The sequence below is a fragment of the Pseudomonas sp. NPDC087814 genome (assembly GCF_044742865.1).
Taxonomy (GTDB): domain Bacteria; phylum Pseudomonadota; class Gammaproteobacteria; order Pseudomonadales; family Pseudomonadaceae; genus Aquipseudomonas.
On the sequence record NZ_JBIUVK010000035.1, the window covers coordinates 16,671 to 38,442 of the forward strand.

General features: G+C 59.7%; 22 protein-coding genes. 6 read left to right on the top strand and 16 right to left on the bottom strand.

What is annotated here, in order from left to right:
• Positions 1 to 211 precede the first annotated feature (211 nt).
• Positions 212 to 1,015, top strand: a complete 804-nt coding sequence (gene dkgB, locus ACIOMR_RS21850) for a 2,5-didehydrogluconate reductase DkgB (RefSeq protein ID WP_003211554.1) — start codon at positions 212 to 214, stop codon at positions 1,013 to 1,015.
• Here dkgB and ACIOMR_RS21855 read toward each other — a convergent pair.
• From ACIOMR_RS21855 to ACIOMR_RS21885, 7 genes are all read right to left on the bottom strand, one after another.
• Positions 1,012 to 1,443, bottom strand: coding sequence for a chemotaxis protein CheY (locus tag ACIOMR_RS21855; protein ID WP_177019722.1), 432 nt, complete (start codon positions 1,441 to 1,443; stop codon positions 1,012 to 1,014). The genes dkgB and ACIOMR_RS21855 overlap by 4 nt on opposite strands.
• A gap of 135 nt (positions 1,444 to 1,578) precedes the next feature.
• Complete coding sequence (locus ACIOMR_RS21860) at positions 1,579 to 5,214, bottom strand: transporter substrate-binding domain-containing protein (RefSeq protein WP_401196334.1); 3,636 nt, start codon at positions 5,212 to 5,214, stop codon at positions 1,579 to 1,581.
• 1 nt (position 5,215) lies between these two features.
• Positions 5,216 to 5,842 carry a response regulator transcription factor gene (locus ACIOMR_RS21865; protein ID WP_003211560.1) on the bottom strand — a complete coding sequence of 209 codons (627 nt, stop codon included), beginning with the start codon at positions 5,840 to 5,842 and terminating at the stop codon, positions 5,216 to 5,218.
• A 293-nt stretch (positions 5,843 to 6,135) separates the two neighbouring features.
• The gene (locus tag ACIOMR_RS21870) at positions 6,136 to 6,852 is read right to left on the bottom strand and encodes an MgtC/SapB family protein (protein WP_003211562.1); all 717 of its coding nucleotides are present in this window, start codon (positions 6,850 to 6,852) and stop codon (positions 6,136 to 6,138) included.
• Between the two features lie 581 nt (positions 6,853 to 7,433).
• Complete coding sequence (locus tag ACIOMR_RS21875) at positions 7,434 to 8,036, bottom strand: GNAT family N-acetyltransferase (RefSeq protein WP_401196338.1); 603 nt, start codon at positions 8,034 to 8,036, stop codon at positions 7,434 to 7,436.
• Between the two features lie 12 nt (positions 8,037 to 8,048).
• On the bottom strand, positions 8,049 to 8,390 hold the full coding sequence (locus tag ACIOMR_RS21880) for an FKBP-type peptidyl-prolyl cis-trans isomerase (protein ID WP_003211564.1): 342 nt from the start codon (positions 8,388 to 8,390) through the stop codon (positions 8,049 to 8,051).
• 22 nt (positions 8,391 to 8,412) lie between these two features.
• Positions 8,413 to 9,033 carry a hypothetical protein gene (locus tag ACIOMR_RS21885; protein WP_023658938.1) on the bottom strand — a complete coding sequence of 207 codons (621 nt, stop codon included), beginning with the start codon at positions 9,031 to 9,033 and terminating at the stop codon, positions 8,413 to 8,415.
• 431 nt (positions 9,034 to 9,464) lie between these two features.
• On the opposite strand from ACIOMR_RS21885, the gene ACIOMR_RS21890 reads away from it, so the two are divergent.
• Complete coding sequence (locus ACIOMR_RS21890; protein ID WP_401196342.1) at positions 9,465 to 9,806, top strand: DUF6124 family protein; 342 nt, start codon at positions 9,465 to 9,467, stop codon at positions 9,804 to 9,806.
• Positions 9,807 to 10,182: 376 nt separating this feature from the next.
• Positions 10,183 to 11,265: a hypothetical protein gene (locus tag ACIOMR_RS21895; RefSeq protein ID WP_401196345.1), complete on the top strand. Its 1,083-nt coding sequence runs from the start codon at positions 10,183 to 10,185 to the stop codon at positions 11,263 to 11,265.
• A gap of 275 nt (positions 11,266 to 11,540) precedes the next feature.
• On the opposite strand, the gene ACIOMR_RS21900 is transcribed toward ACIOMR_RS21895, so the two are convergent.
• The 7 genes from ACIOMR_RS21900 to ACIOMR_RS21930 all read right to left on the bottom strand — a co-directional run bounded on the left by ACIOMR_RS21900 (position 11,541) and on the right by ACIOMR_RS21930 (position 17,621).
• Positions 11,541 to 11,996 (bottom strand): RidA family protein, encoded by a 456-nt coding sequence (locus tag ACIOMR_RS21900; RefSeq protein ID WP_003211568.1) that lies wholly within the window; start codon positions 11,994 to 11,996, stop codon positions 11,541 to 11,543.
• Positions 11,993 to 12,877 (bottom strand): PhzF family phenazine biosynthesis protein, encoded by an 885-nt coding sequence (locus tag ACIOMR_RS21905; protein WP_003211571.1) that lies wholly within the window; start codon positions 12,875 to 12,877, stop codon positions 11,993 to 11,995. Before ACIOMR_RS21905 ends, ACIOMR_RS21900 begins: the two co-directional genes overlap by 4 nt.
• Positions 12,874 to 13,914 carry an ABC transporter substrate-binding protein gene (locus tag ACIOMR_RS21910; RefSeq protein ID WP_102369372.1) on the bottom strand — a complete coding sequence of 347 codons (1,041 nt, stop codon included), beginning with the start codon at positions 13,912 to 13,914 and terminating at the stop codon, positions 12,874 to 12,876. Before ACIOMR_RS21910 ends, ACIOMR_RS21905 begins: the two co-directional genes overlap by 4 nt.
• A 25-nt stretch (positions 13,915 to 13,939) precedes the next feature.
• Positions 13,940 to 14,704, bottom strand: a complete 765-nt coding sequence (locus ACIOMR_RS21915; protein ID WP_008435867.1) for an ABC transporter permease — start codon at positions 14,702 to 14,704, stop codon at positions 13,940 to 13,942.
• Positions 14,701 to 15,519 (bottom strand): ABC transporter ATP-binding protein, encoded by an 819-nt coding sequence (locus tag ACIOMR_RS21920; RefSeq protein WP_401196350.1) that lies wholly within the window; start codon positions 15,517 to 15,519, stop codon positions 14,701 to 14,703. Before ACIOMR_RS21920 ends, ACIOMR_RS21915 begins: the two co-directional genes overlap by 4 nt.
• Positions 15,520 to 15,652: 133 nt before the next feature.
• Positions 15,653 to 16,456, bottom strand: coding sequence for a helix-turn-helix domain-containing protein (locus tag ACIOMR_RS21925; RefSeq protein ID WP_401196352.1), 804 nt, complete (start codon positions 16,454 to 16,456; stop codon positions 15,653 to 15,655).
• 196 nt (positions 16,457 to 16,652) lie between these two features.
• Complete coding sequence (locus ACIOMR_RS21930) at positions 16,653 to 17,621, bottom strand: hypothetical protein (RefSeq protein WP_177009748.1); 969 nt, start codon at positions 17,619 to 17,621, stop codon at positions 16,653 to 16,655.
• A gap of 175 nt (positions 17,622 to 17,796) precedes the next feature.
• Between ACIOMR_RS21930 and ACIOMR_RS21935 the strand changes: the two genes are divergently transcribed.
• From ACIOMR_RS21935 to ACIOMR_RS21945, 3 genes are all read left to right on the top strand, one after another.
• Positions 17,797 to 19,293, top strand: a complete 1,497-nt coding sequence (locus tag ACIOMR_RS21935) for a PAS domain S-box protein (RefSeq protein ID WP_087694084.1) — start codon at positions 17,797 to 17,799, stop codon at positions 19,291 to 19,293.
• Positions 19,294 to 19,425: 132 nt separating this feature from the next.
• Entirely contained in the window at positions 19,426 to 19,677 is a 252-nt protein-coding gene (locus ACIOMR_RS21940; RefSeq protein ID WP_003211583.1) for a CsbD family protein, read from the top strand.
• Positions 19,678 to 19,688: 11 nt separating this feature from the next.
• Positions 19,689 to 19,958 carry a DUF1652 domain-containing protein gene (locus ACIOMR_RS21945; protein ID WP_401196355.1) on the top strand — a complete coding sequence of 90 codons (270 nt, stop codon included), beginning with the start codon at positions 19,689 to 19,691 and terminating at the stop codon, positions 19,956 to 19,958.
• Between the two features lie 90 nt (positions 19,959 to 20,048).
• Here the strand turns inward: ACIOMR_RS21945 and ACIOMR_RS21950 are convergent, their stop codons facing one another.
• Both ACIOMR_RS21950 and ACIOMR_RS21955 read right to left on the bottom strand, forming a co-directional pair.
• Positions 20,049 to 21,242, bottom strand: coding sequence for an MFS transporter (locus tag ACIOMR_RS21950; protein WP_087694085.1), 1,194 nt, complete (start codon positions 21,240 to 21,242; stop codon positions 20,049 to 20,051).
• A gap of 153 nt (positions 21,243 to 21,395) precedes the next feature.
• The gene (locus tag ACIOMR_RS21955) at positions 21,396 to 21,704 is read right to left on the bottom strand and encodes an RcnB family protein (RefSeq protein WP_003211589.1); all 309 of its coding nucleotides are present in this window, start codon (positions 21,702 to 21,704) and stop codon (positions 21,396 to 21,398) included.
• Positions 21,705 to 21,772: the final 68 nt, after the last annotated feature.

Here is a 21,772-nt window from a genome sequence, read left to right on the forward strand (position 1 = left end):
TTAAAAGAGGCGCCCCTTATCAAGTAACGCCCGAAATGTCCGACAGCCCCCCGCATCTACCCGGTAAGACCGCTCTCGAGGGATATCGTGTGGCCACCCGCCGACCACTCATGACTTTTGGTAAAGAGTCCTTTTCGGATTCAGCGGTTTTTCCGAAGGAACGAGAGGCCGATACTCGACTCCATTGTCCACACCACTTCAGGAGTCACTCATGTCCATTCCCGCATTCGGCCTCGGCACGTTCCGCCTGCAAGGCCAGGTCGTCATCGACTCCGTCAGCACCGGCCTGGAGCTGGGCTATCGCGTCATCGACACCGCACAAATCTACGAAAACGAAGCCGACGTCGGCCAGGCCATCGCCGACAGCGGCATCCCAAGGGACGAGCTGTTCATCACCAGCAAGATCTGGATCGCCAACTTCGCCGAGGGCCAGCTGATTCCCAGCCTCAAGGAAAGCCTGCGCAAACTCCAGACCGACTACCTGGACCTGACCCTGATCCACTGGCCATCGCCGGAAGACCAGGTACCGGTCGCCGAGTTCATGGGCCAGTTGCTGGAAGCCAAGCGCCAGGGCCTGACCCGCCAGATCGGTATTTCCAACTTCACCGTCGACCTGATGAAGCAGGCAATTGCCGCCGTCGGTGCCGAGCACATCGCGACCAACCAGGTGGAACTGCACCCGTACCTGCAAAACCGCACCGTGGCGGAGTTTGCCAAGGCCCATGGCATCCAGATCACTTCCTACATGACCCTGGCCTACGGCGAAGTGCTGAAGGACCCGGTGATCCAGCAGATCGCCGAACGTCATCAGGCAACCCCGGCGCAAGTGACCCTGGCGTGGGCCATGCAACTGGGCTACGCGGTGATCCCGTCGTCGACCAAGCGCGCCAACCTGGCCAGCAACCTCAAGGCTCTGGACCTGACCCTGAGTGACGCTGACATGGCGCAGATCGCCGCCCTGGAGCGTGGCCATCGGCTGACCAGCCCCAAAGGCATCGCGCCGAACTGGGACTAAGCCGCAGGGCTGCCGGACAACTCCCGCAGCCACGGCAACACCCGCAACCCGTCGGTGGCTGACGGCGGGTCGATGATGTCCATGAAGTGTTCAAGGTTGATGCTGTCCGGCGTACCCGGCAGGCGCACCAGCAGGGTTGGTGCGGCGGCCGGCGTGCCCAGTTCGCGGCTATCGTAGACCAGCACATGGCGAATCTGCGGGTGCTGTTCCTGGAAGGCCAGCACCCCGCCGTCGCTGTCTGCCAGCCCGGCGTTGATGATCAGCACATCGAACGGCCTGGCCGGAATCGCCGTGAGGATCCGCACTTCTTCGAAGGTCTGCACCGGAACGATGCGGTAGTAGCCCAGTTGGTTGAGCATTTTTTCGATGTACAGTCGTTGCAGATGCTGTTCATCGGCGATCAGGAGGGTCAGTGCTTTGTTTGGCATGGCGAACACCTGAGCAAGAAGCGCTCGTGAAGGACTGGACGCACTATTTTCCAGACATATTCCGAAGACTAAATAAGGCTTGTTCCACCTTCACGTAGGAGTTGTCCCAAACAACTCAATACCCCTCCGCACCGGTCAAGTCTGATTGCAATACCCCGACAGCGCGTGGTGCAGGTGCGAGAGCGCTTCATCCATGCCATCGACGGCACTGGCCAATTCGTCGCGGGCCTGACGTTCACAAACGCTTTCCAATACCTCGCAGCAAACCATCAGTGCATGGGCCTTGACCATCTTTGCCCCGCCCTTGGTGCGATGGGCCAGGTCATGCAGGCCGGCAAAGTCTGCCTTGCGTTGCAGGTTCACCAGCTGCCCATGGTCTGCCTCGAGGCTGTCGAGCAAGGGCGCCAGCAGCTCCTTCACCGCGTCGATATCCCCGCCGGTCAGTTTCTCAAGGTGGCTCAAGTCAAAGCCTGCCGCCAGCTCATCCGTGGTGCCGGGCGCCACCGAAGGTGTGGCCGTGCGCCGCGCCAGGGCCGCATGCAAATCCTCAAGCCCGGTGGGTTTGAACAGGCAGCCATCCATGCCCGCCTGCCGGCAGCGCTCGGCTTCCTCGGGCTGGGCGTTGGCGGTAAACCCCAGCAACAGGCACGGCGCCAGGCCACGCTCGCCCTCAAGGGTGCGGATATCCCGCGCCAACTCATAACCGTCCTTGAACGGCATATTGCAGTCGGTAATCACCCCGTCAAAATGCCCGGACAGCCACAACTCAAGCCCCTCGACACCATCTTCGGCGGTGGTGATCCGGTGTCCCAGGAAGCTCAGTTGCCGGGCCAGCAGCAGCCGGTTGGCCGGGTAGTCATCCACCACCAGAATGTTCAGCGCGTGGGCCGGCGGAGTTTCCACGGCAACCGGTACGGGCGGCATCAGCGTGCTGTCGGCGACTGCCAGCTCCAGGGTGACATCCACCCGAGTGCCCTGCCCCAGCAGGCTGCTCAATTGCAATTGTCCCCCCATCATCTCGCACAGGTTGCGGCTGATGACCAGGCCCAGGCCCGAACCGCTGCGCGCCGATTGCGCACTGTTGCTGCCCTGGATAAACGGGTTGAACAGGCGCTTCTGGTCTTCGACACTGATGCCGATGCCGGTGTCTTCCACCCACAGCCTGAGGTTCAAGTAGCCGCTGGCAATCGCCGACGAGCCGGACGCGCCAAGCCGCACCCGGCCGTGAGGGGTGAACTTGATCGCGTTGCTCAAAAGGTTCGACACCACTTGCTTGAAGCGCATCGGGTCCACCAGCACGTACCGATCAATCAGCGGGTCGAGCTCCACCTGCAGTACCAGGCCCCTGGCCCGCGCCAGCCCCTCGAAAACCCGCGCCACCGACGCCAGCAACTCGTGCAGGTTCGAAGGCTCGAGGGTCAGGGACAGGTGGCCCGATTCTATACGCGCGATATCGAGGATATCGCCGATCAATTCCAGCATGCCCCGCGACGCATCGGCGGCCACCTCCAGCGCATCGCGGTCGGCCCGGTTCTGCTCGGCGGCTTTCAGGGCCAGTTCGATCATGCCGATCACGGCGTTCATGGGCGTGCGGATTTCATGGCTCATGGTCGCGAGAAACGTGGTCTTGGCGCGGTTGGCCGCGTCGGCATCCTCCTTGGCCTCCTGCAACTGGCCGAGCAGTTGCTGCCTTTCGCTGACATCCACCCAGCCGGCGATCATGCCCACCACCTGCTCATTACCGTCGCGGTACGGCAGCATCCAGTGGTAGATGGTCAGGACCGCACCGCCCGGCACCTTGAGCACGCGGTCCTGGATCTGTGGCTCGCCCCGCTCCATCAAGCGCAGGTAATCCTGATGAAAAGACTCGGCCTGGGGGCGATTGCCGGTGTCGGTCTCGACCACGGTTTTACCGGTCACGTCCTCCAGCTTGAAACCGAACACATCAAGGTAAGCGCTATTGCACGCCATCAGCCGGCCCAGGCGATCACGCACATAAATCGGATGGGGCGTGCCGTCGATCAGCACGCCCATAAAGCGCATCTGATCACTCAGCGCCCGTTCGGCCTCGACGCGCTTGCGTATCAGCTGACGCAGATAAATCGCCCAGCCGAGGGTGATCAGCAACAGCAGCGCCGCCAGGCTGAAACCTTGAATAATCGCATTGCGGTGCCGCGCCCAGTAGCTGTCTTCAACCAATACCTCGCTACGCCAGTGGCCAGCCAATTCGTCCATTTCCTGGGGCGTAATACTCAGCAGCGCCTTGTCGAGGATCGAATACAACTCCAGTTGACTGCGATTGACGCCAAAGGCTATACGGGCCGGCTCGGACCCGACCGTGCTGGTGATCCGCAACCGGTCACGGTACTCGCGGGCAATCATGTAGCGGGCGCTGATCAAGGTATTGACGGCGGCATCGGCACCGCCATCGGCCACCAGCTCCATGCCGTGCTCGGGGTTCTCGACGTCCACGAACTTGATGCTCGGATAGTCCTGGGCGATGCCCTCCTGCAGGCTATTGCTGCCAATCAGCGCCAGGCGCTTGCCGGCCATGTCTTCCAGGGTAAGGGGGCTGCCGTCATCAATGCGACTGACCAACACAAACGGATTGGTCAGGTAAGGCCGGGTAATGCGTACCTTGTCCGTGCGCTCGACGCTGGGGGTGACCACCGCGATCATGTCTGCACCACCGGTGTTGACCCTGTCGATTTGCCGGAGCATCGAGGTGCCGGGAATGAAGTCAAACTTCAATCCCGTGCGCAAGCTGATGCGGGCCAGCACCTCGGCGCTCAACCCTTCGAACGCGCCCTGCTTGTCGATAAATGAAACCGGCAGGAACTTGTCGAGTACCGCGACCTTGATCCTCGGGTTCTTGTCCAGCCAACGCTGTTCACTGGCACTCAAGCGCAGCCGGTCCGCCCCCAGGAACCCCAGGTTGCCGGCACTCCAGCGCCGCAGGATTTCCATCTGCTCGCTGACCGGGATCACCGCCAGTGCCGCATTGATGATCGACAGCAAGCGCGCGTTGTCCCGGGAAAATGCAAACGCGAAGGGATTGACCTCAAGTGACGAGAAGTCGGCCATGCGGACGTTGTTCAGGTGGTTCCTGTTGATCAGGTAGTTGGTGCTGATTGCATCGCCGAGGTAAACATCTGCATGGCCGAACGCAACCGCGCCGATGGCCTCGAAGGTTGAAGGGAACAGCTGGATCCGGGCATTGGGGTAAAACGCCTGCACCGCGTCAGGCTGCATGTAGTGATAAAACATCGCCACACGTTTATCGGCCAGGTCGCTGCTCAGGCCCTGGCTGTCACCCGTGCGGGTGACCAGGGTCGGTTGATCCATGGCATAGGAGCGCGAGAGTACCAACTGCGGGTCTGCCGCCTCGTAGCCGTTGGCAGATCCCACAAAATCCACCTCGCCACGCTTGAGCGCGGTGATGACTTCATCGCGATTGTCGTAGCGGCGCACTTCTATCGTGATGTTCAGCGCATCGGCGATCAGCGACGCGTAATCCGCCGTAATCCCCTCGAGTTCATCGCTGGTGCTCAACTCGAATGGTGCGTAGTCGGGCCCAGAGATCCCCATCAACAACCGGCGCCGTTCGCGCAGCCAGCTCCACTGCGTTTCATGCAACCGTACGGCGGGCGTTTCAATGACGGAATGCCCCAACAGATACAGGGTGCGCGGCTCGCCAAGCGCCAGGCCTTGTGTGCAGAGCGCGCCCAGCAGCACACTTGCGCTGAGCCACAAGACCCGAAAGTTGATCATTTCAGATCAGATGATTGCGCTGGGCGAACTTGGACAAATGCACCACCGACGACATCCGCAGCTTCTCCTTCAGTCGGGTTTTATAAGTGCTGATGGTCTTGTGGCTGAGCAACATGTCCTCGGCAATTTCCTTGTTACCCAACCCCAGCGCCAGCTTCTGCAGTACGGTCAGCTCGCGGTCGGAAAGCTCTGCCACCAGGTCCTGCTCGGTGGATTGCAAATCGTCGCGGCGCACCGAGCTGGTGGGCAGGCTCGGAAAGCAGCTGTAGTTGGACATCACGGCCTTGATCGCTTTTTGCAGCTCATCCAGCTCGCCGGTCTTGGCGACAAACCCCATCGCGCCGGCACGCATGCAGCGGGTGGAAAAAAACACCGCCAGGTAGGACGTCAGCACCAGGATCTTGCACGGCAGGCCCAGCGCCTTGATCCGGCTGATCACCTCCAGGCCACCCAGCTTCGGCATCGCCAGGTCGAGGATGATCAGCTCGGGGCGCTCCTCCCGGGCAATCTGCATGGCATCGGCGCCGTTGCCGGCCTCGAAGATCGTGTCGAAGCCTTCCTGCTTCAGCAAGTAGCGGACGGTTGCGCGGATAAATGGATGGTCATCCACGATTAAAGCTTTGCTCATAAGGCTCCCCTGGGAGGATTCAGTACCGTTACACATCACACGGGACCTATCTACCTGTGAGAAATGACAGTTCCGACGAACGGAACTGAACAGTCCTACAAGCAGCAGTCGGGTCCCTCCATTTGAACAGCGCATAACCCTAGGTAGGCGGCACCTGCGTGCCTGGCTAGTCGCAAGCGCGCAACCTTACCAATGGAACGGCGTAACAACTGAAGGGATAGTCCCAGCTGAATGTAGGATTTTTCCTCACCACAAGCATAGTAAAGAGCCGGTCCCGGGGGCGCCAAGGCGGCCTAGTCGGTGGTACTCGGACTCCAGAACGCTTGCACCACGAGGGCTGAAGTGGAAATACGGGCCACCAGCGCATCCAGTTCGTCACCGTCTACCGAGGTCACGGCCAGCGTCGCCTCGATTTCCACCTCTTCAGGACCAAAGGGACGTACGTCCACATCACTGGCCGGGTAGTTGCAGCGAGCAAGTTCGGCTTCGAGCAAGGCCAACACCGCCTTCTGCTGGGTACGCCGGGCCACCACATACAGAATGTTGGTCACCTCGGCCGACACCACGTCCAGTGGCTGGCGGTTGATGTTATTGACGATCGGGCGCAGCAGCGTGTTGGCCGCCAGCACAAACAGTGTACCGAGCAGCGCTTCGAGGATCAGGTCGGCACCGGCACAGGCACCCACCGCCGCCGACGCCCAGAGCGTGGCCGCAGTATTCAGGCCGCGCACGTTGCCTTCTTCACGCATGATCACACCGGCACCGAGAAAACCGATGCCCGAGACCACATAGGCCACGACCCGCACCGCCCCTTCGGCGCCGCCCAGGCGGTTGGCCATGTCGACGAAAATCGCCGCTCCCACCGCCACCAGCACGTTGGTGCGCAGCCCCGCCGTGCGCTGGCGGTACTGACGCTCAAACCCGATCAGGCCACCGAGAATGAAGGCCGCGGTGAGGCTGACCAGCGTGTCGATCAGCGAGTTGAGGTTGATGTTGTTGATTGCTTGCATAGGCGTCTTCCCTATTTATTACCAGCCAAACTTACGCGAGGAAACCTTCGGCCAGGTACGACCATCCTGGGCCGTGATTGAGTCACGGGCACGACAGGACAGGCCCGCCCGTCGCAAACGACAGGCGCGTCCGCAGTACCGCGATGCAAGGCATCACGTACTGTTAAGCGTCGATGAGAGGGAATTCGGAATCGGGCCAGGACTGGCCGCCATCGAAATGCCGCTTCTCGCTTCTGGGCGAGACAACGGCATCGGAAAAATGCGCGTTATCTTGCCAAGTATGTGCCGGTTATCGAGACCGGCCGACGACTGTCACTCGAACAAGTACCCACTGAGGGTCTCCGCTATTGATGAAAACGCGCGAAGCTTACGCTCCGAATTAATGAGAGTAAACCGTAGGAAAATTTACCCGATGGGTTTGGGCAGGTTCTTCAGGGAGGGTTCAGGTACGCACCACTGCGCAGCTCTCCCCTCCGTAGCAGCTGTCGAGCCCAAGCGAGGCTGCGTCGGCCACACTGCGATCATCAAGCCAGACACTCCACCGAGTCGCCGAACGCAGCCTCTCCCAGGCTCGACAGCTGCTACGCAGAAGACGGTCGATCACGCTCCACCAGCGCCAAATACTCATTGATCGCCCCACCCGCCAACGCCTTCACCTGAATGGAAACCCGATTCACCTGCCGCTCCATCTCGATGCCATCCCGAGTCCGCACCTGAACATACCCAAGCCGGGGCCAGAACCGCTCAGCCTTGACGTTCCCCACCACCACCGTCAACCGCAACCAGCGTGCGCCCAGGCTCACTACCCAATCCTGGAAATCGGCATGCAACTGCCGCGCAAAACCGCTGCCATGCAACGGCGTGGCCACCAACAGCAACCCGATATGCCAAACCCCGACCGCCAACAGATCCGACGCCACATTCACCACCGCAACCAACTGCCCTTCGGCATTGCGGTAGCCAATCCAATACATCCGCGTGTAGCTCCAGGTGTCGGGCAGTTCAAGAGTCAACTCATCCCGAGCCTCCGTGGGTGTGGCTGGCTCACCGTTGACCGCGAGAAAATATTCCGGGGCTGCTTCGAAAAAGCGCTGCAACTCGGCTTCACCCTCAAGGGTCAGCTCAACTACCCGAATGCCCGCTATCGAACTGCGCGGCAACTCCCCTGCTTCAACAACATCCATGTTCACCGCCCCTCAATCATCCCGCGTCAGTACTTCCAGCAACTCAATCTCAAACCGCAAATTACTGTTGGGCGTGATATGCGCCCCCATCGAGCGCTCGCCGTAGGCCAGGTGCGCCGGCACGAACAACGTGCGAATGCCGCCAACTTTCATGCCCATCAGCCCCTGGTCCCAGCCCTTGATGACGCGACCGGTGCCGATCACGCACTGAAACGGCTTGCCGCGTTCCCATGAGGAGTCGAACACCGTGCCGTCTTCCAGAGTGCCGGTGTATTGCGTGGTGATCAGGGCGCCTTTGACCACGGTTTTGCCGTCGCCGAGGCGGATGTCGGTGATTTCCAGTTCGGTGCTCATCGTGCTCTCCCGCTATCCAAAGTCACAGCCAATGCCAGAACCGGCTCCAGAACCCACGCCCCAGATCATTCTTGCAGCCCGCATATTGCGCCGCATACATCTGCGAACGCGCCTGCACCTTCCCCGCCACCGGCATCAGCCAGGCTTTGCTCGCGTAGGTACGCTGCCGGTAACCGCCCCAACCTTCGTGGTAATTCAGGTACTGGCCGTAGGCATCGTATTTGTATACGCCGTTGATGGTGTAGGTCTTGTCCATGTACCAGCCGACAAAGTCGATGGCGTCGTCAAAGTCCTGCCGGCTGGCGCCGTAGCGTCCGGTGCTTTTCTGGTAGTCGCTCCACACTTCGTCCTTGGCCTGGGCGTAGCCGGAGGCCGTAGACACACGACCCCAGGGGATGATCCACAGCAGGTACTTGCGTGGGGTCTTGGCGTCCTGCCGGAAGCCCGATTCCTGATACATGATCGCGAACGGCACCTGGATCGGCACGCCCCAGCGCGCCTGGGTCACCTTGGCGGCGTCGTACCAATCGTCTTTTTCGCGGAAGATGCCGCAGATGTCGTTGGGGGTGCGGGGTGGCGAGGTGCCGCATCCCGCCAATAAGGCGGTGAGCAGCAACAGCCCTGCGGTTTTTCCTGCGTTCAAAAGCTCACCGTCTCGTCGTGCGCGTAAAAAGCCGGCAGTTTACGCCTTCACCCGGGGTGATGCCGATATGGCATGACGAACTTTCATAATTGCGCACCCGAACAAGCGCAAATCTGTGACATTTCCCTTTCCTTTGCAGGACGCTTCCTAGAAAATCCTGCCCCCTTGCGCCGCTCAAATCACATGGCTAGTCTCCGTCGGTCACTGCCAATTCAGTGACTCTGGTTTGGTAGACCACGATGTGATTAGGCGCTAGGCGCCCCCTTCTGCAAGGCGCTTTTTTTCGGCCCTGCGTTATGGTGGCCGTGCGTAGGGCACCTTCGGGTGCACCGGGTCCTAATCACCGGTCTACCAACCTGCGTACGGCCATCACCCTAAAATCGTTTGGTAGCGATGGTGGTGACCCTCCAACTTAGATTAGGAGTTGAACCATGGGCAAGATTGTTCCAGATCCACCTTTTAACCGTTCCGAAGATTGCTCAGACCTTTCCGCAAAACACGTCGCGTACATGCGAGCGCTGGACCATTACCTGAACCCTGCCCTGTCTCTCAAAACGAAAGAACCAGCACTATTCGCCGTTGACTCTGATACCAGTTTTGAAAGCGCCCTTACTCACACCAGTAGCTTGCTGCATTGTGCGTCAGTCACAGCACAACAAGCTGGCGACCAGTTGGATGGAGCGTCACGAACCTTGGTGATTTCAGTGATGCATCTGGTGGATATGGCACTCGTGATGGTTGACCGGGCGGTGGATTGTTTGCAGCCTCGTTAGAAGGCGACGGCAAGGGGCAAAACCCTTGCCGTAATCTATTGAATCCGTCGCGCAAAGCGAAGCAAAACATACGAACCCAGTGCACAACTCAAATCATCGAAAAAGCATGACGTAAAAATGATGTATGGCACACGGTAGCAAGAATCGCTCGCAGGCTCATCGCACATCCTACTGTCCCGCAGCACTAACTCATTCCTCTGTTGCAAAAAAAAAATGGCGAAAAGCGCCTCATAACGCTCTCCGCCATCTTCGATAGCATTCGAGTCGAGGATATGAAAATATAATGGCATATTGCCCAGGACCGGGCTTGATCAACAGATGAAGTCAAAACCTTTTTGAATGACAAACGCCGACAGCTACGGGATACCGAGTGACGATGGAAGATTTTAATGACGTTGAAAGACTCAACCAAGAATGGATAACTTTAAACGCAATTCGAGGCATGATAAAAATTGCAACAAAGGGAGATATGTCGAAAGGAACATATGATAACTCCCTTGAATTTGGCGGCCAGCTTTACCCTGATCTTTTGGGACCTGAAAAAAGCCTCCTTAGAAGAGAGCGCGAAAGCGATACCGTCAAAGAGTTTCGTCAACGAGCCGAATTGCAGTCATTAAAGCTCAACAAAGAAGTCACAGCACTCGAACTCTTAGAGCAAGAAATCGAAGAACTTAACTCTCTTCTCCCACTCGCCAAGAGAGACAAAGAAAACCTCAAAAACACTGATCAACTTAAAAGAAAACTTTCAACGTATGAAAAAGCAAGGGAGGAACTTACACCACTAGGCCATAGTGAAAACAAGTTAATATTTAGAGACGCCTACAATGTTGACCGAAAGCTACCAGAACTGACCAATGGAATCGGAAAAAAGGATTTTCAGTTACCTGACGGGAATCACCTTCGCCTAAGAGTTCTACATCCTGACCAACCTGAGCACATCACTGGTGCGGACATCATTTATGAGCGCCACGACTACGAAACAGAAACTGTGAGCGTAGTAGTGGTTCAATACAAAATATGGGACGGAAAGAAAATCTACCTTTCTGATGAAAGATTGAACAAACAGCTCGAACGCCTAACTTGCTTCACATGCGGCAAAGGATTGTGCAAAGATATTGAGAACGAAGCCCCCTACAGATTCCCTCACTGCTCGGCGTTTTTGCGTCCAACTGACAAGTTACAGAACCCTAATCAAAAGCTAATCTCTTCCGGCGAACATTTACCGATATGCAAAATTGACAAACTAAGAAGCGAAATTAAAGAAGTTGAAAGCAGAGGAAAATTAGAGTATGAAAAAATTCGTTCAACCTCACTTTCTAGTGAACTATTCGAGCACATGTTCAACAGAGGGAAAATTGGCTCAAAACCTCTAACATACGACGAGCTAAAAGAACTATACAAAGACTCCTCTATAATTGACAAAAGCGAAACAGTAGTAATCTATGCCCAAGAATTTTAGAAAAATAAGACACCAACCAACTTTTACATCGTTAGGCAACGACCTCAAAAATAAAAGTGACGAGCTAACTACAGTCGCGGCTCATTCCCTTCTCAAATTGTCGCCTCGATTCCGTTGAGCTCATGATGATGTGGCGAGGGAGCTTGCTCCCGCTGGAGCGCGAAGCGCTCCCGGACCGGTTGACGCGGTATGCCTGAGGCACTGTGATCATCGGTTTCGGGGCGGCTGCGCAGCCCAGCGGGAGCAAGCTCCCTCGCCACATTTTGGTGGGTGGCTCAGGCAGTGACGACCGCCGTCAGTTCCAGTTCCAGCAGGCCGTTGCTGGGTAATCCCGCCACGCCCACCGCCGAACGCGCATGCCGGCCGTGCTCGCCAAACAGCTCAATCAACAGTTGCGACGCGCCGTCGACAACCTTGGAGAAGCCCTGGAAACCTTCCCCGCCAAACACAAACCCGCGAACGAACAGGATGCGCTCGACGTTCTCCAGCCCTACCGCCTGGTCCAGCACGCTCAAGGCCCGCAGCACACAGGTCCGCCCTGCTTCGTTGACCAACTCCGTAGAGGTCTGGTCCGTCACCGGCCCGGTAATCACGCTGTCACCCTGCCGACAAACCTGCCCGCTGACATACGCCACGCCTCCATGAATCGTCACTGGCACGTAGTCTCCCTTGGGGCTCGGCGCCTCGGGTAATTCCAGCCCGAGGGCTTGCAGTTTTTCGCGCACGCTCATGCCGGTTCCTCGACAAATTCCACATGCCCACCCAGCCAGCAACCTTGCACCTGCCCCGCTGCATCCCGGCGAAACCGCAGGGAGATTTGCGAAGGTCGGCCCATGGCCCGGCCCTGGCGGATGTGCACTGGGCGATCATCTGCCGTCACCAGGCCATTCTCCAACAAGCCAAACGCCAACGCGGCAGCCGCGATGCCGGTGGCGGCGTCTTCCGGGTAACCCGAGGACTTGGGAAACTGCCGCGCATCAAATTGTCGCCCGTCCAGATCCGATGGCGCATAGGGGTACAAACCGGTGGAGCCGATGCGCTCGCACAGTTGCTGCATCCGCCGGTAATCCGGTTTCAGGCTATCCAGTACCGCCACGCTTTTCAGCGCGATCAGGGTTTTCACCCGGCTGGTGCAAGCGTTCTGGATCGGCAGCGGTGCCAGTTCGTTGGAAGTGATGCCGAGCACCGACAGAATCTCGGCCTCGACTTCGGCATCGTTCAACGCCTCGACCTGGCCCTTGGGCTGGCTGATTTCCACCTGGATATCCGGGGTGCCCGCAGCGGTGATCCGCGCATCCACCGGACCGCTCAGGGTCGATAACGTCAGGCGGTCCTTGTGCAGCATGCCCAACCGATCCAGCAGCCACACCGCTCCCACGGTGGCGTGGCCGCACATTTCCATCTCGTGGTTGGGCACCCAGAAGCGCAAGGCAAAATCGAACTCGCTGCCAACCGGTGCGGCGAACACGAAGCCGCACTCATGGCCATAGTCGCGGGCGACTTGCTGCATGTCGGCATCGCTCATGCCATCGGCGACGGCCACGGTTGGCGCGGGGTTGCCGCCACGGGCGGTGGCGGGAAAAACATTGACCAGGTGAACCTCGGGCGTCATTTCGCCTCTCCCTGAAGGGTGGAAACAGTCGGCGCCACGGCGTCGACGATGGAGTTGGTGTAGACCTGCTGCGGGTCGAGTTCGACCGGGTCGCTCTCCACAGCGTTCATGAAGCGAATGTTTTTCTCAACGCCGTCTTTCTCGATGCGCGGCGTGGCCGGGTAGGACGGCAGCGAAGCGGTCCAGGCAGCATTGAAGATGGCGGCGTCGGTGTGGGCGAAATACGGGCGTACCGACTCGCGGGCCTTGTCCGGGTCGCTGGCAATCAGGTGTTCGGCACGCCACAGGGCGCGGACCATTTTTTCGGCCGTGACCTTGTTGCTGGCCAGCCAGTCTTCACGGGCAATCATCGCAGTGAAGAGGAAGCCGTCCAGGGGTTTGTATTCGCCCTTGGCCAGGTCCATCAACACAAAGCCGCCTTGCTTCTCGGCGGTGGTGATGGTGGGTGGCGACAGCGAGAAGCCGTTGATGCTGCCCTGGGAAAACGCCGCGAGCATGTTTGGCGCGCCGCCGATGGGCATGATGGTGAAGTCTTTGTCCGGGTTGAGCCCCGCATCCTTGGCCAGGTAGCGCACCAGCATGTCGGTGGTGCTGCCAGGGCCGGTGACGCCGATCTTCAAGCCCTTGAGAGCCTGGGCACGGGCGGCCAGGGATGAGGTGGCCGACACGCCGGCCTTTTGCGCCGAGGCACCGTCGATCACCACGGTGCTGCCGAACTGGGTTTGCACGGCGGCGAACGCCTGGACATTCTGGCCTTTGGTGCGGGCGCGCACCGCGACGGCGGGCAGGCCGACGTATGCATCCGCATCACGCCCCAGCACGGCGGTGAGTGCTGCCGAGCCACCTTTCTGGAATACGATGACGTCCACATTCAGGCCTTCATCGGCGAAGTAGCCTTGCTTCTGCGCGACGTAGATCGGCACATAGAGGAAGCCTTCGCTGGGGAACGCCAGGGTGACTTTAGTCAGGTCCCGGGCCTGCGCGGCGGGCAGGCATGAAGCGAGTAAAACGCTGGCGATGAACAGTGGTTTGAACATGATCAAGCTCCACAAAAATAAGGGGTTAAACCGCAACTTCACGTTCCGCTTCGTTGGCCTTCCACGGCATCAACTTGCGTTCGGCCAGCTTCACCGCCGTGTTCAGGATCAGCGCGAGGGCGATGATGCCCACCAGTGCGGCAAATACACCGGCGGTATCGAACTGCGAGGCTGCATCCGAGAGCAGGTAGCCCAGGCCCCGGTTGGCGGCGATGATCTCGCCCACCAGCGCGCCGATCAGCGCATAGGGCACCGACAGGCGCAGGCCGGTGAATACCCAGGTGAAAGCGGACGGGATGACCACCATGGTCAGCAGGTCGCGCTCCTTGGCGCCCATCAGGCGCAGGATGGTCAGTTGCTCGCGGGACACGTTGCGCACGCCGCTGTAGGTGTTGAGGAACACCAGGAAGAACACCACGGCCGCGGTCAGGATGACTTTCATCGGCAAGCCGATGCCGAACCAGAGGATGAACAGCGGCGCCAGCGCGACTTTCGGCAAACTGTAGAAGGCGGTCAGGAACGGGTCGAGAATATCCGCCAGCAGCTTGGCGCGGCCCAGCACCAAACCGGCGATCAAGCCTGCGAGGGAGCCGAAGAAAAAGCCCAGCACGGCTTCCAGGGTGGTGATGCCGGCGTGATAGAAGAACACCCCGTTCATGAGGATTTTCCACAGGCTTTGCGCCACCGCCGAAGGCCGGCTGATGAAAAATTCCACGCCGAACCAGCGGGACACACACTCCCAGAACACCAGCAGGAAAATCAGGAACAGCAAGCGATAGACCTGGATCATACGACCTCCAGCGAGTGAGCCAATGAGGCGGGATCGGCAGCACCGGCGACGTCGGGCGCCAGGCGTTTCCAGAGGGCGGCGCAGAGTCCCACGTAGCGTGGGTCGGAGCGCAATTGCACCAGGTTGCGTTCACCGCCCAAGGGAATATCGAGCACATGGTCGATGGTGCCCGGGCGACCGGCGAACACCACGCAGCGGTCCGCCAGCGCGATGGCCTCGTCGACATCGTGGGTGACGAACAGCACGGTTTTATTGAGCTTGCGGCACAGGCGCAAGAGTTCGGTCTGCAGGGTCAGGCGCATCTGCGCATCAAGGGCGCCGAAGGGTTCGTCCATCAGCAGGGTTTCCGGGTCGCTGGCCATCAAGCGCGCCATGGCCGCGCGTTTGCGCATGCCGCCGGAAAGCTGGTTGGGGTAGCTTTCGCCAAAACCGGTGAGGCCCACCAGCGCCATCAGCTCCTCGACGCGACTGTCGATCCGGGCCTTGGGCATGCGGCGGATTTGCAGCGGCACGGCGATGTTGCCGGCCACGGTGCGCCACGGCAGCAAGTGGTCGGCCTGGGTCATGTAGCCGACACGGGTGTTGACGCCCTTGACCTCGGCGCCGTCGTAATGCACCTGGCCCTCCGTGGGGCCGAAGAGCCCGGCGGTCATGTTGAGCAAGGTGGACTTGCCGCACCCCGAAGGGCCGACCAGGGTGATGATTTCGCCCCGCTGAACTTCAAGCGATACGTTGCGCACGGCCACAAACTGGCGGCCCTCGACTTTGAAGCTTTTTTGCACCCCTGCGAAGCTGATAAAGGGTTTTGCACTCACCGCCCCTCCTCGTCCGGTAGGCCGGACTTGTTTGTTGTTGACGGGGTGAGGATGAACGGATGACGGATTTGCGGCGCACGGGATCGGGCCGGATCATGCGCGGGATCGGGACATCAAAAAAGTTGAGGCGGTATCAGCCGCGGCGCCACTCATCCGGCGACACGCCCAGCACCCGGCGAAACACATGGGCCAGGTGTGACGGTGACTCATAGCCGACGTTATTGGCGATCTCCAGCACCGACATGCGGGTGTGCCGCAACAACGTCTGCGCGCGCTCCAGGCGCAGGCGCTGGACGTACGCCAGCACCGTCTCGCCGGTGTGCAGCGCGAACAGCCGGGTCAGATGGCGGCGCGACATGTGAAACGTCTCGGCGATTTCATCCAGCCCCGGCGCATGTTCGAGGTTGCCTTCCACGTACGCCTTGACGTCACGCACCAGCATGGCGCCGTGGCGCTCGGTAGATGAGCGTTGCAGACTCGGCTGGCTGAGGGAAATCGCCAGGCATTCGAGCAGCAGCAGGTGATCGGCCTGGGCCACCTGGCGGCAGCGGTCGATGTACAGGTCGGGTTGGCTGAAGGCTTTTTTTGCCAGGAGCAGATGGTGCAACGGCGCGGAGGTTTGCCAGATGCCCAGGGTGGGCACGCGCAGCAAGCGGTTGGCGTCACCGGACAGGTCACGCAAGGCGTAGTGCATGTAGTCGGGGTCGACGTAGAACGCCACGTGGCCCTGGCTGGCGGTGAGTGACGAGGAGGAATGGCTGGATTGCGGCGGCACCAGTACGAACTGGCGGTCGATCACCGAGGTGGTGCGCCCGCTTTCCTCATCCTTGAAACGCAACAGGCCGTGCTCGGGCACCATCAGCATGAATTCGTCGTGGGCATGGGCCCCGGTTTCATAGGCGCCGTTGGAGTTGAAGACGCTGTAGATGTCGCGCATCGCCAGGCACTGCCAGTGGATGTTGGAGTGCTGACACTAGCATGTTTGGTGCCAGCGAAGCATTGTGGCGAGGGAGCTTGCTCCCGCTGGACCGGGCTGGCGCTCCAGTGCGTAGCGCTCCCCTCTTTTTTGGGGCCGCTTCGCAGCGCCCAGCGGGAGCAAGCTCCCTCGCCACATAAATCACCTCAGGTCATGATCAGGCCAACGGTACACGACGGGTGGAAATCGCCAGGCGACCCACGCCGAAGCTCAACGCTGCGCCCAGCAGCAACATCAACAAGGTGCTCCACGCAGCACGGGACAGTTGCTTGGCCGCGACTTCACCGGCTTCACGGGCTTTCTGTTCAGCCTGTTGCTTCAGTTCGTCAACCTTCTGCACGGCCTGCTGGTAGGCCTGGGCGTAGTTGTCGACAATCTGGGTGGCCTCAGCCTGGCTCTTGCCGGTACGGGCCGCAACAATGTTGACCAGTGCCTGCTTGTCCGCCGCGTTCAACGCCGGCTCACCGGAAGCCTTGACCCGCTCGAACCACTGCTTCAATTCATCACCGGCCTGGGCTGGGTTGGTCGCCGCATCGTTGGCCGATTGCTTGCCATCCGCAGCGGCTTGATCGGCTTTTTGCTCAACGTTGGCCGGGTCCAGTTCAGGCTTGCCGCTCTGCTTGAGCAGTGTGTCGAGCTGGCCTTGCAGGCTGTTCCAGTCCAGCTTGATGCCCTGCTCATTCAGTTGCTGCTTGACGCTGTCGCTGATACCCGGCGCCACGGCGGCGATCCCGCTGCCGGCAGCCGACAGGCCCTTGCCGACGACATTGCCCGCCGCCCCCACAACGCTGGTGGCCAGCGCGGCCAGCAGCCAGGTGGTGAGCAAGGTGGTGATGGTCCAGCTCAGCACGCCGTGCAGGCCGCCGCGATCCGGCGCGGTGCGCCCGGCCACGAATGCACCGGCACCGATTGCCAGCAGCGTCGAGACAAACAGCCAGATCCCGGCACCGGTGCCGAAACCGCTCAGCGGGTTACCCGCGGCCATCGGGTCTACCGCACTGGCGCCAATCGCGGTGCCAAGTACGCTCAATACCAGATAGGTCACCAGGGCAATTGCACTACCGGCCAATACCGAGCCCCAGGACACACGAAACAGCGAACGGTTGGTTTCATAGACAGTGGTCATGTTAAATCCTTTGAACAGTGGGTAGGTGGCCAGTTTGGCGAGGCACCTGCCCTGCGGTCTCGACACAATTGCACTAGGCGCACTGGTGCATTCGCACCCCGCGCCGGGCACTTTCTCTGCACTATCCTGAGCCTCAGGTGTCGTACTTCCCATGCGACTTACCCCAGGAGAAACCATGAGCCAGGCCGTCCTCGCCAAAGAAACCAACCGCCGCCAACTGCAGCAGATCATCTCCGGCTTGTCCGACGGCGTGATCCTCGCCGAGGCCGACCAGACCATCCTCTGGGCCAATGAAGCCGCGCTGCAGATGCATGGCGTGGATAAAGTCGAAGACCTGGGTGCCAACACCAAGGAATACGCCGCGCGCTTTGCCTTGCGGTATCGCAACAACCACCCGTTGGTGCTGGAGAATTATCCTCTGAGCCGGGTGGCAGACGGTGAAGAGTTCAGCGATGTGGTGGTGGAAGTCACCCCCACCGGCGACGAGGAAAAAGTCTGGGTGCATCGCCTGCGCAGCCTGGTGCTCGACGACGCGTCGGGCGAGCCGGAATTGCTGGTGTTGATCCTGAGCGACGCCACCGAATGGGCCAGCGCCGAACAGCGCTTCGAAAAGACCTTCAATGCCAACCCGGCGCCGGCGGTGATTTGCCGCCTGAGCGACCTGCGCTACATCAAGGTCAACCAGGGCTTCCTGGAGATGACCGGCTACAACCGCGACCAGGTGATCGGCCACTCGGTGTATGAACTGGACGTGCTGGAACAGGCCGAAAACAAGGACCTGGCCGTCAAGCGCCTGGGCGAAGGCGCGACCATTCCACAGATGCAAGCCGAACTGAAACTGCCCGAAGGCGGCAGCAAACTGGTGATCGTGGCCGGCCAGCCGCTGGACATGAATGAGGAAGACTGCATGCTGTTTTCCTTCACCGACCTGGAGCCTCGCCGCAAGGCCGAAACCGCCCTGCGTCAGAGCGAGGAACGCTTCGCCAAGTCGTTCCGCCTGACGCCGGTGCCGACCCTGGTGTGCAACGCCGCCAACCGCCAGGTGGTGGATATCAACGAAGCCTTCATGACCATCACCGGCTATACCAGTGAAGAACTGATCGGCAAATCCATCGAAGACATCGACTTTATCGACAGCCCCCAGGCCTGCACGCAACTGTTCACCACCCTGGAAAAAGCCGGCAACCTCGACGGCCTCGACCTGAAGATCCGCAAGAAAGGCAATGAGCTGATCGACTGTGTGCTGTCTGCCGACACCGTCAGTATCCAGGATGTGCCCTGCTACCTGCTGGTGCTGATGAACATCACCGAACGCAAGCGCTCCGAGCTGGAACTGGTGGCCGCGATCGAGGAAGTGATGCAGGACGCCTCATGGTTCAGCCAGACGCTGATTGAAAAACTGGCCAACGCCAAGAGCGTCAACAGCCCCAATGTACCGAACATTTCCTTTACCGACCTGACCGCCCGCGAGCGCGACGTACTGGGGTTGATTTGCGAAGGCCTGGCCGACAAGGAAATCGCTTCGCGCCTGAAACTGGCACCCAACACCGTGCGTAACCATGTGGCCACGGTGTACTCCAAACTGGGGGTGCATAGCCGTAGTGCAGCCATCGTGTGGGCCCGTGAGCGCGGGCTGTTTGCCGGTGAGTTGCGGGTTAAAAAGCCGAAATAGAGTGCAAATGCACTAGTGCGACCGGTGCAAATTCGCCTTATTGCACGGGGGTGCACTGCTTAACCTTGAAGGGTGGGCACAGGGCTTCGGGTCCTGTGCCGTTGAGATGTCATGCCCTTTAAGGAATCCATCATGAAAAGCGAACAAGTCAAAGGCGCCGTCGAAAAAGTGGCCGGCAAGGCTCAAGGTTTTCTGGGTGATCTGACCGGTGACGAACGTCTCCAGGCCGAGGGTGTAGCTCGCCAGGCCGCTGGCCAGTTGCAGCAAACCTACGGTGACGCGCTGGACACCGTCGGCGATTTCGCCAAGCAAAAACCCCTGGCAACGGTTGCGATCGTCGCCGGTGTCGGCCTGCTGCTGGGCCTGTTGCTGCGTCGTCGCTGAGGAGAACCCTGATGTTTACGCTCTCCCAACTGCGCAACTGCATCGAAGAGGCCCTGTCGCCCCTGACCTGCGAATTCACCCTGTGCCGTGACGCGTCGTTGACGCTCAAGGTCTTCGACGCCGAAAGCGGCCGGGTGGATTTGGTGGTCACCGGGATCAGCGTCAACAAGCTGCAGACCCCGCAGGAAGTGGAAAAGATGGTCGAAGAGTTGCGGTACGAATTGCAGAGCAACACCGTCGGTAAACTCAGGCTGGATGACCTGCCGCTGCGCCCTTTGTAGGAGCGGGCTTGCTCGCGAAAAACGCCCAGGCACCGCGTTCATTCAGGCGTGGCGCGTTATCGTTGACGACCTTCGCGAGCAAGCGTGCTCCTACAGTATGTCGCGGGCTTTCAACGACGCCCCGATAAAATAGAACACCCCTCCCCCGACAATGAACGCTGCCAACATGTAGAACATGTAGTGGGCCGGCAGGTTGGCCAGCACCAGCCCGCACAGCACCGGCCCCAGGGCAGCACCGAGGTTGGAGAGGTTTTGCGCCCCGTAGTACATGCCCCGCAGGTTGTCCGGGGCGATGCGGTCGATGAACATGTACTCGGCCGGAAACACCACGATTTCGCCCACGGTGAAAATCGCCATCGCCAGGATCCACCACCACACGTTGCTCGCCAGAGCAAAGCCAATCACCCCCAGCATGAACATGCCCAGGCCGAAGATCAGCCACTGGCTCAGGTAGCGGTGGGAAATGCGCCGGCCAATCGCGTATTGCAGGGCAATCACCAACACCGCGTTGGTGGTGAGTACCGCGCTGATGATGGTGTAGGTGTATTCGGCGGTAGTGGTGGTCACCAGGTACTGCGACAGGTACGCGGTGAACTGGCCGAACACCACGGCACTGAGCAGGCCGCCGACGGTGAAGCACACCAGTCGGTGATCCCGCAGCAATACACGCCCCACCGCGAGGAACGACACCGGCTTTTGCGTGGTGTCTACCGTGGCCAGCGTGCGGTCGCCCCAACGCCAGTACAGCAGGAAAAAACCGAAGCCCAGGACCGCCGACAGGATAAACGGCAAGCTGATATCGAGCTTGGCCACCATCGCGCCAAAAAACGGCCCTACGGCATAGCCGATATTGGTCAGGGTGTACTTGATGGAAAACGCTTCGCTGCGCTCATCTTCCGGCAACAGGCTGGCAAACCCGGACTTGATCGCGATGTCGATCACCGCGTACGCCAGGTTGATCAGGATCAGGCAACTGTAGAACGACCAGATTTCCCGGGCCAGCACCGTGCCGATAAACCCCAGGGCAAACACCACACTCAAGCTGAGCAATAGCCTATAGCTGTCGATGCGGTCTACCAGGAAACCGCCGTAGACACTCAGCAGCGAGCCGACGATCAGCGAGCTGCCGATCACCAGGCCGACCTGGCTGATGTCGAGGGCAAAGTGGTTGGTGAGGTAGATCACCAGGTACGGAAAGGTGATGGCCTTGGCCAGGGTGAGGATCAGCGTGGCCGACAACAACAGGTTCACGGTACGCGGGTAATTTCTTATTGTGGCAAGCATCCTGCTCTCATTCCGGTCAAGGTAAAGGGACCATTGCGGCCCGCAGCGGACGTACCTTAACGCAAAACAAGAAGAAAAAAATGCTGGTTTATGCATTTATGCAAAAATCAAATCCAGCGGGATGAAGCGTGATCACCCATCCCGCTGAACGCTTTATTTTTTAACGGGCGTGATGTCGAGAATCGTGCCGTTGGTGGTTTTGAGCAATACGTACTTGTCGTTCACTCGAGCCCACTGGCTGTCTTCTTCCGGCTGCTTCAGGCCACGTTTCTTCCAGTCGGCAATGGCCGACTCCTTACGCATCAGAATGTCTGGCGCGCGGTCTCCCGTCTTGAGGTCGCGGGTATTGATATTCGAAGGCTGCACGGTTTTTTGCGGGGTATCCGCGGCCTGGACGGTGAGACTCGCGGCGGACAGGCTCGCGGCAACCAGCAGGCAGGCAACAAGGGATTTGGACTTCATGGGCACTTCCTTCAATGAATGACGCGTAAAGATTCCGACCGCAGCGGCGTGGAATCATTCAGCGCCGT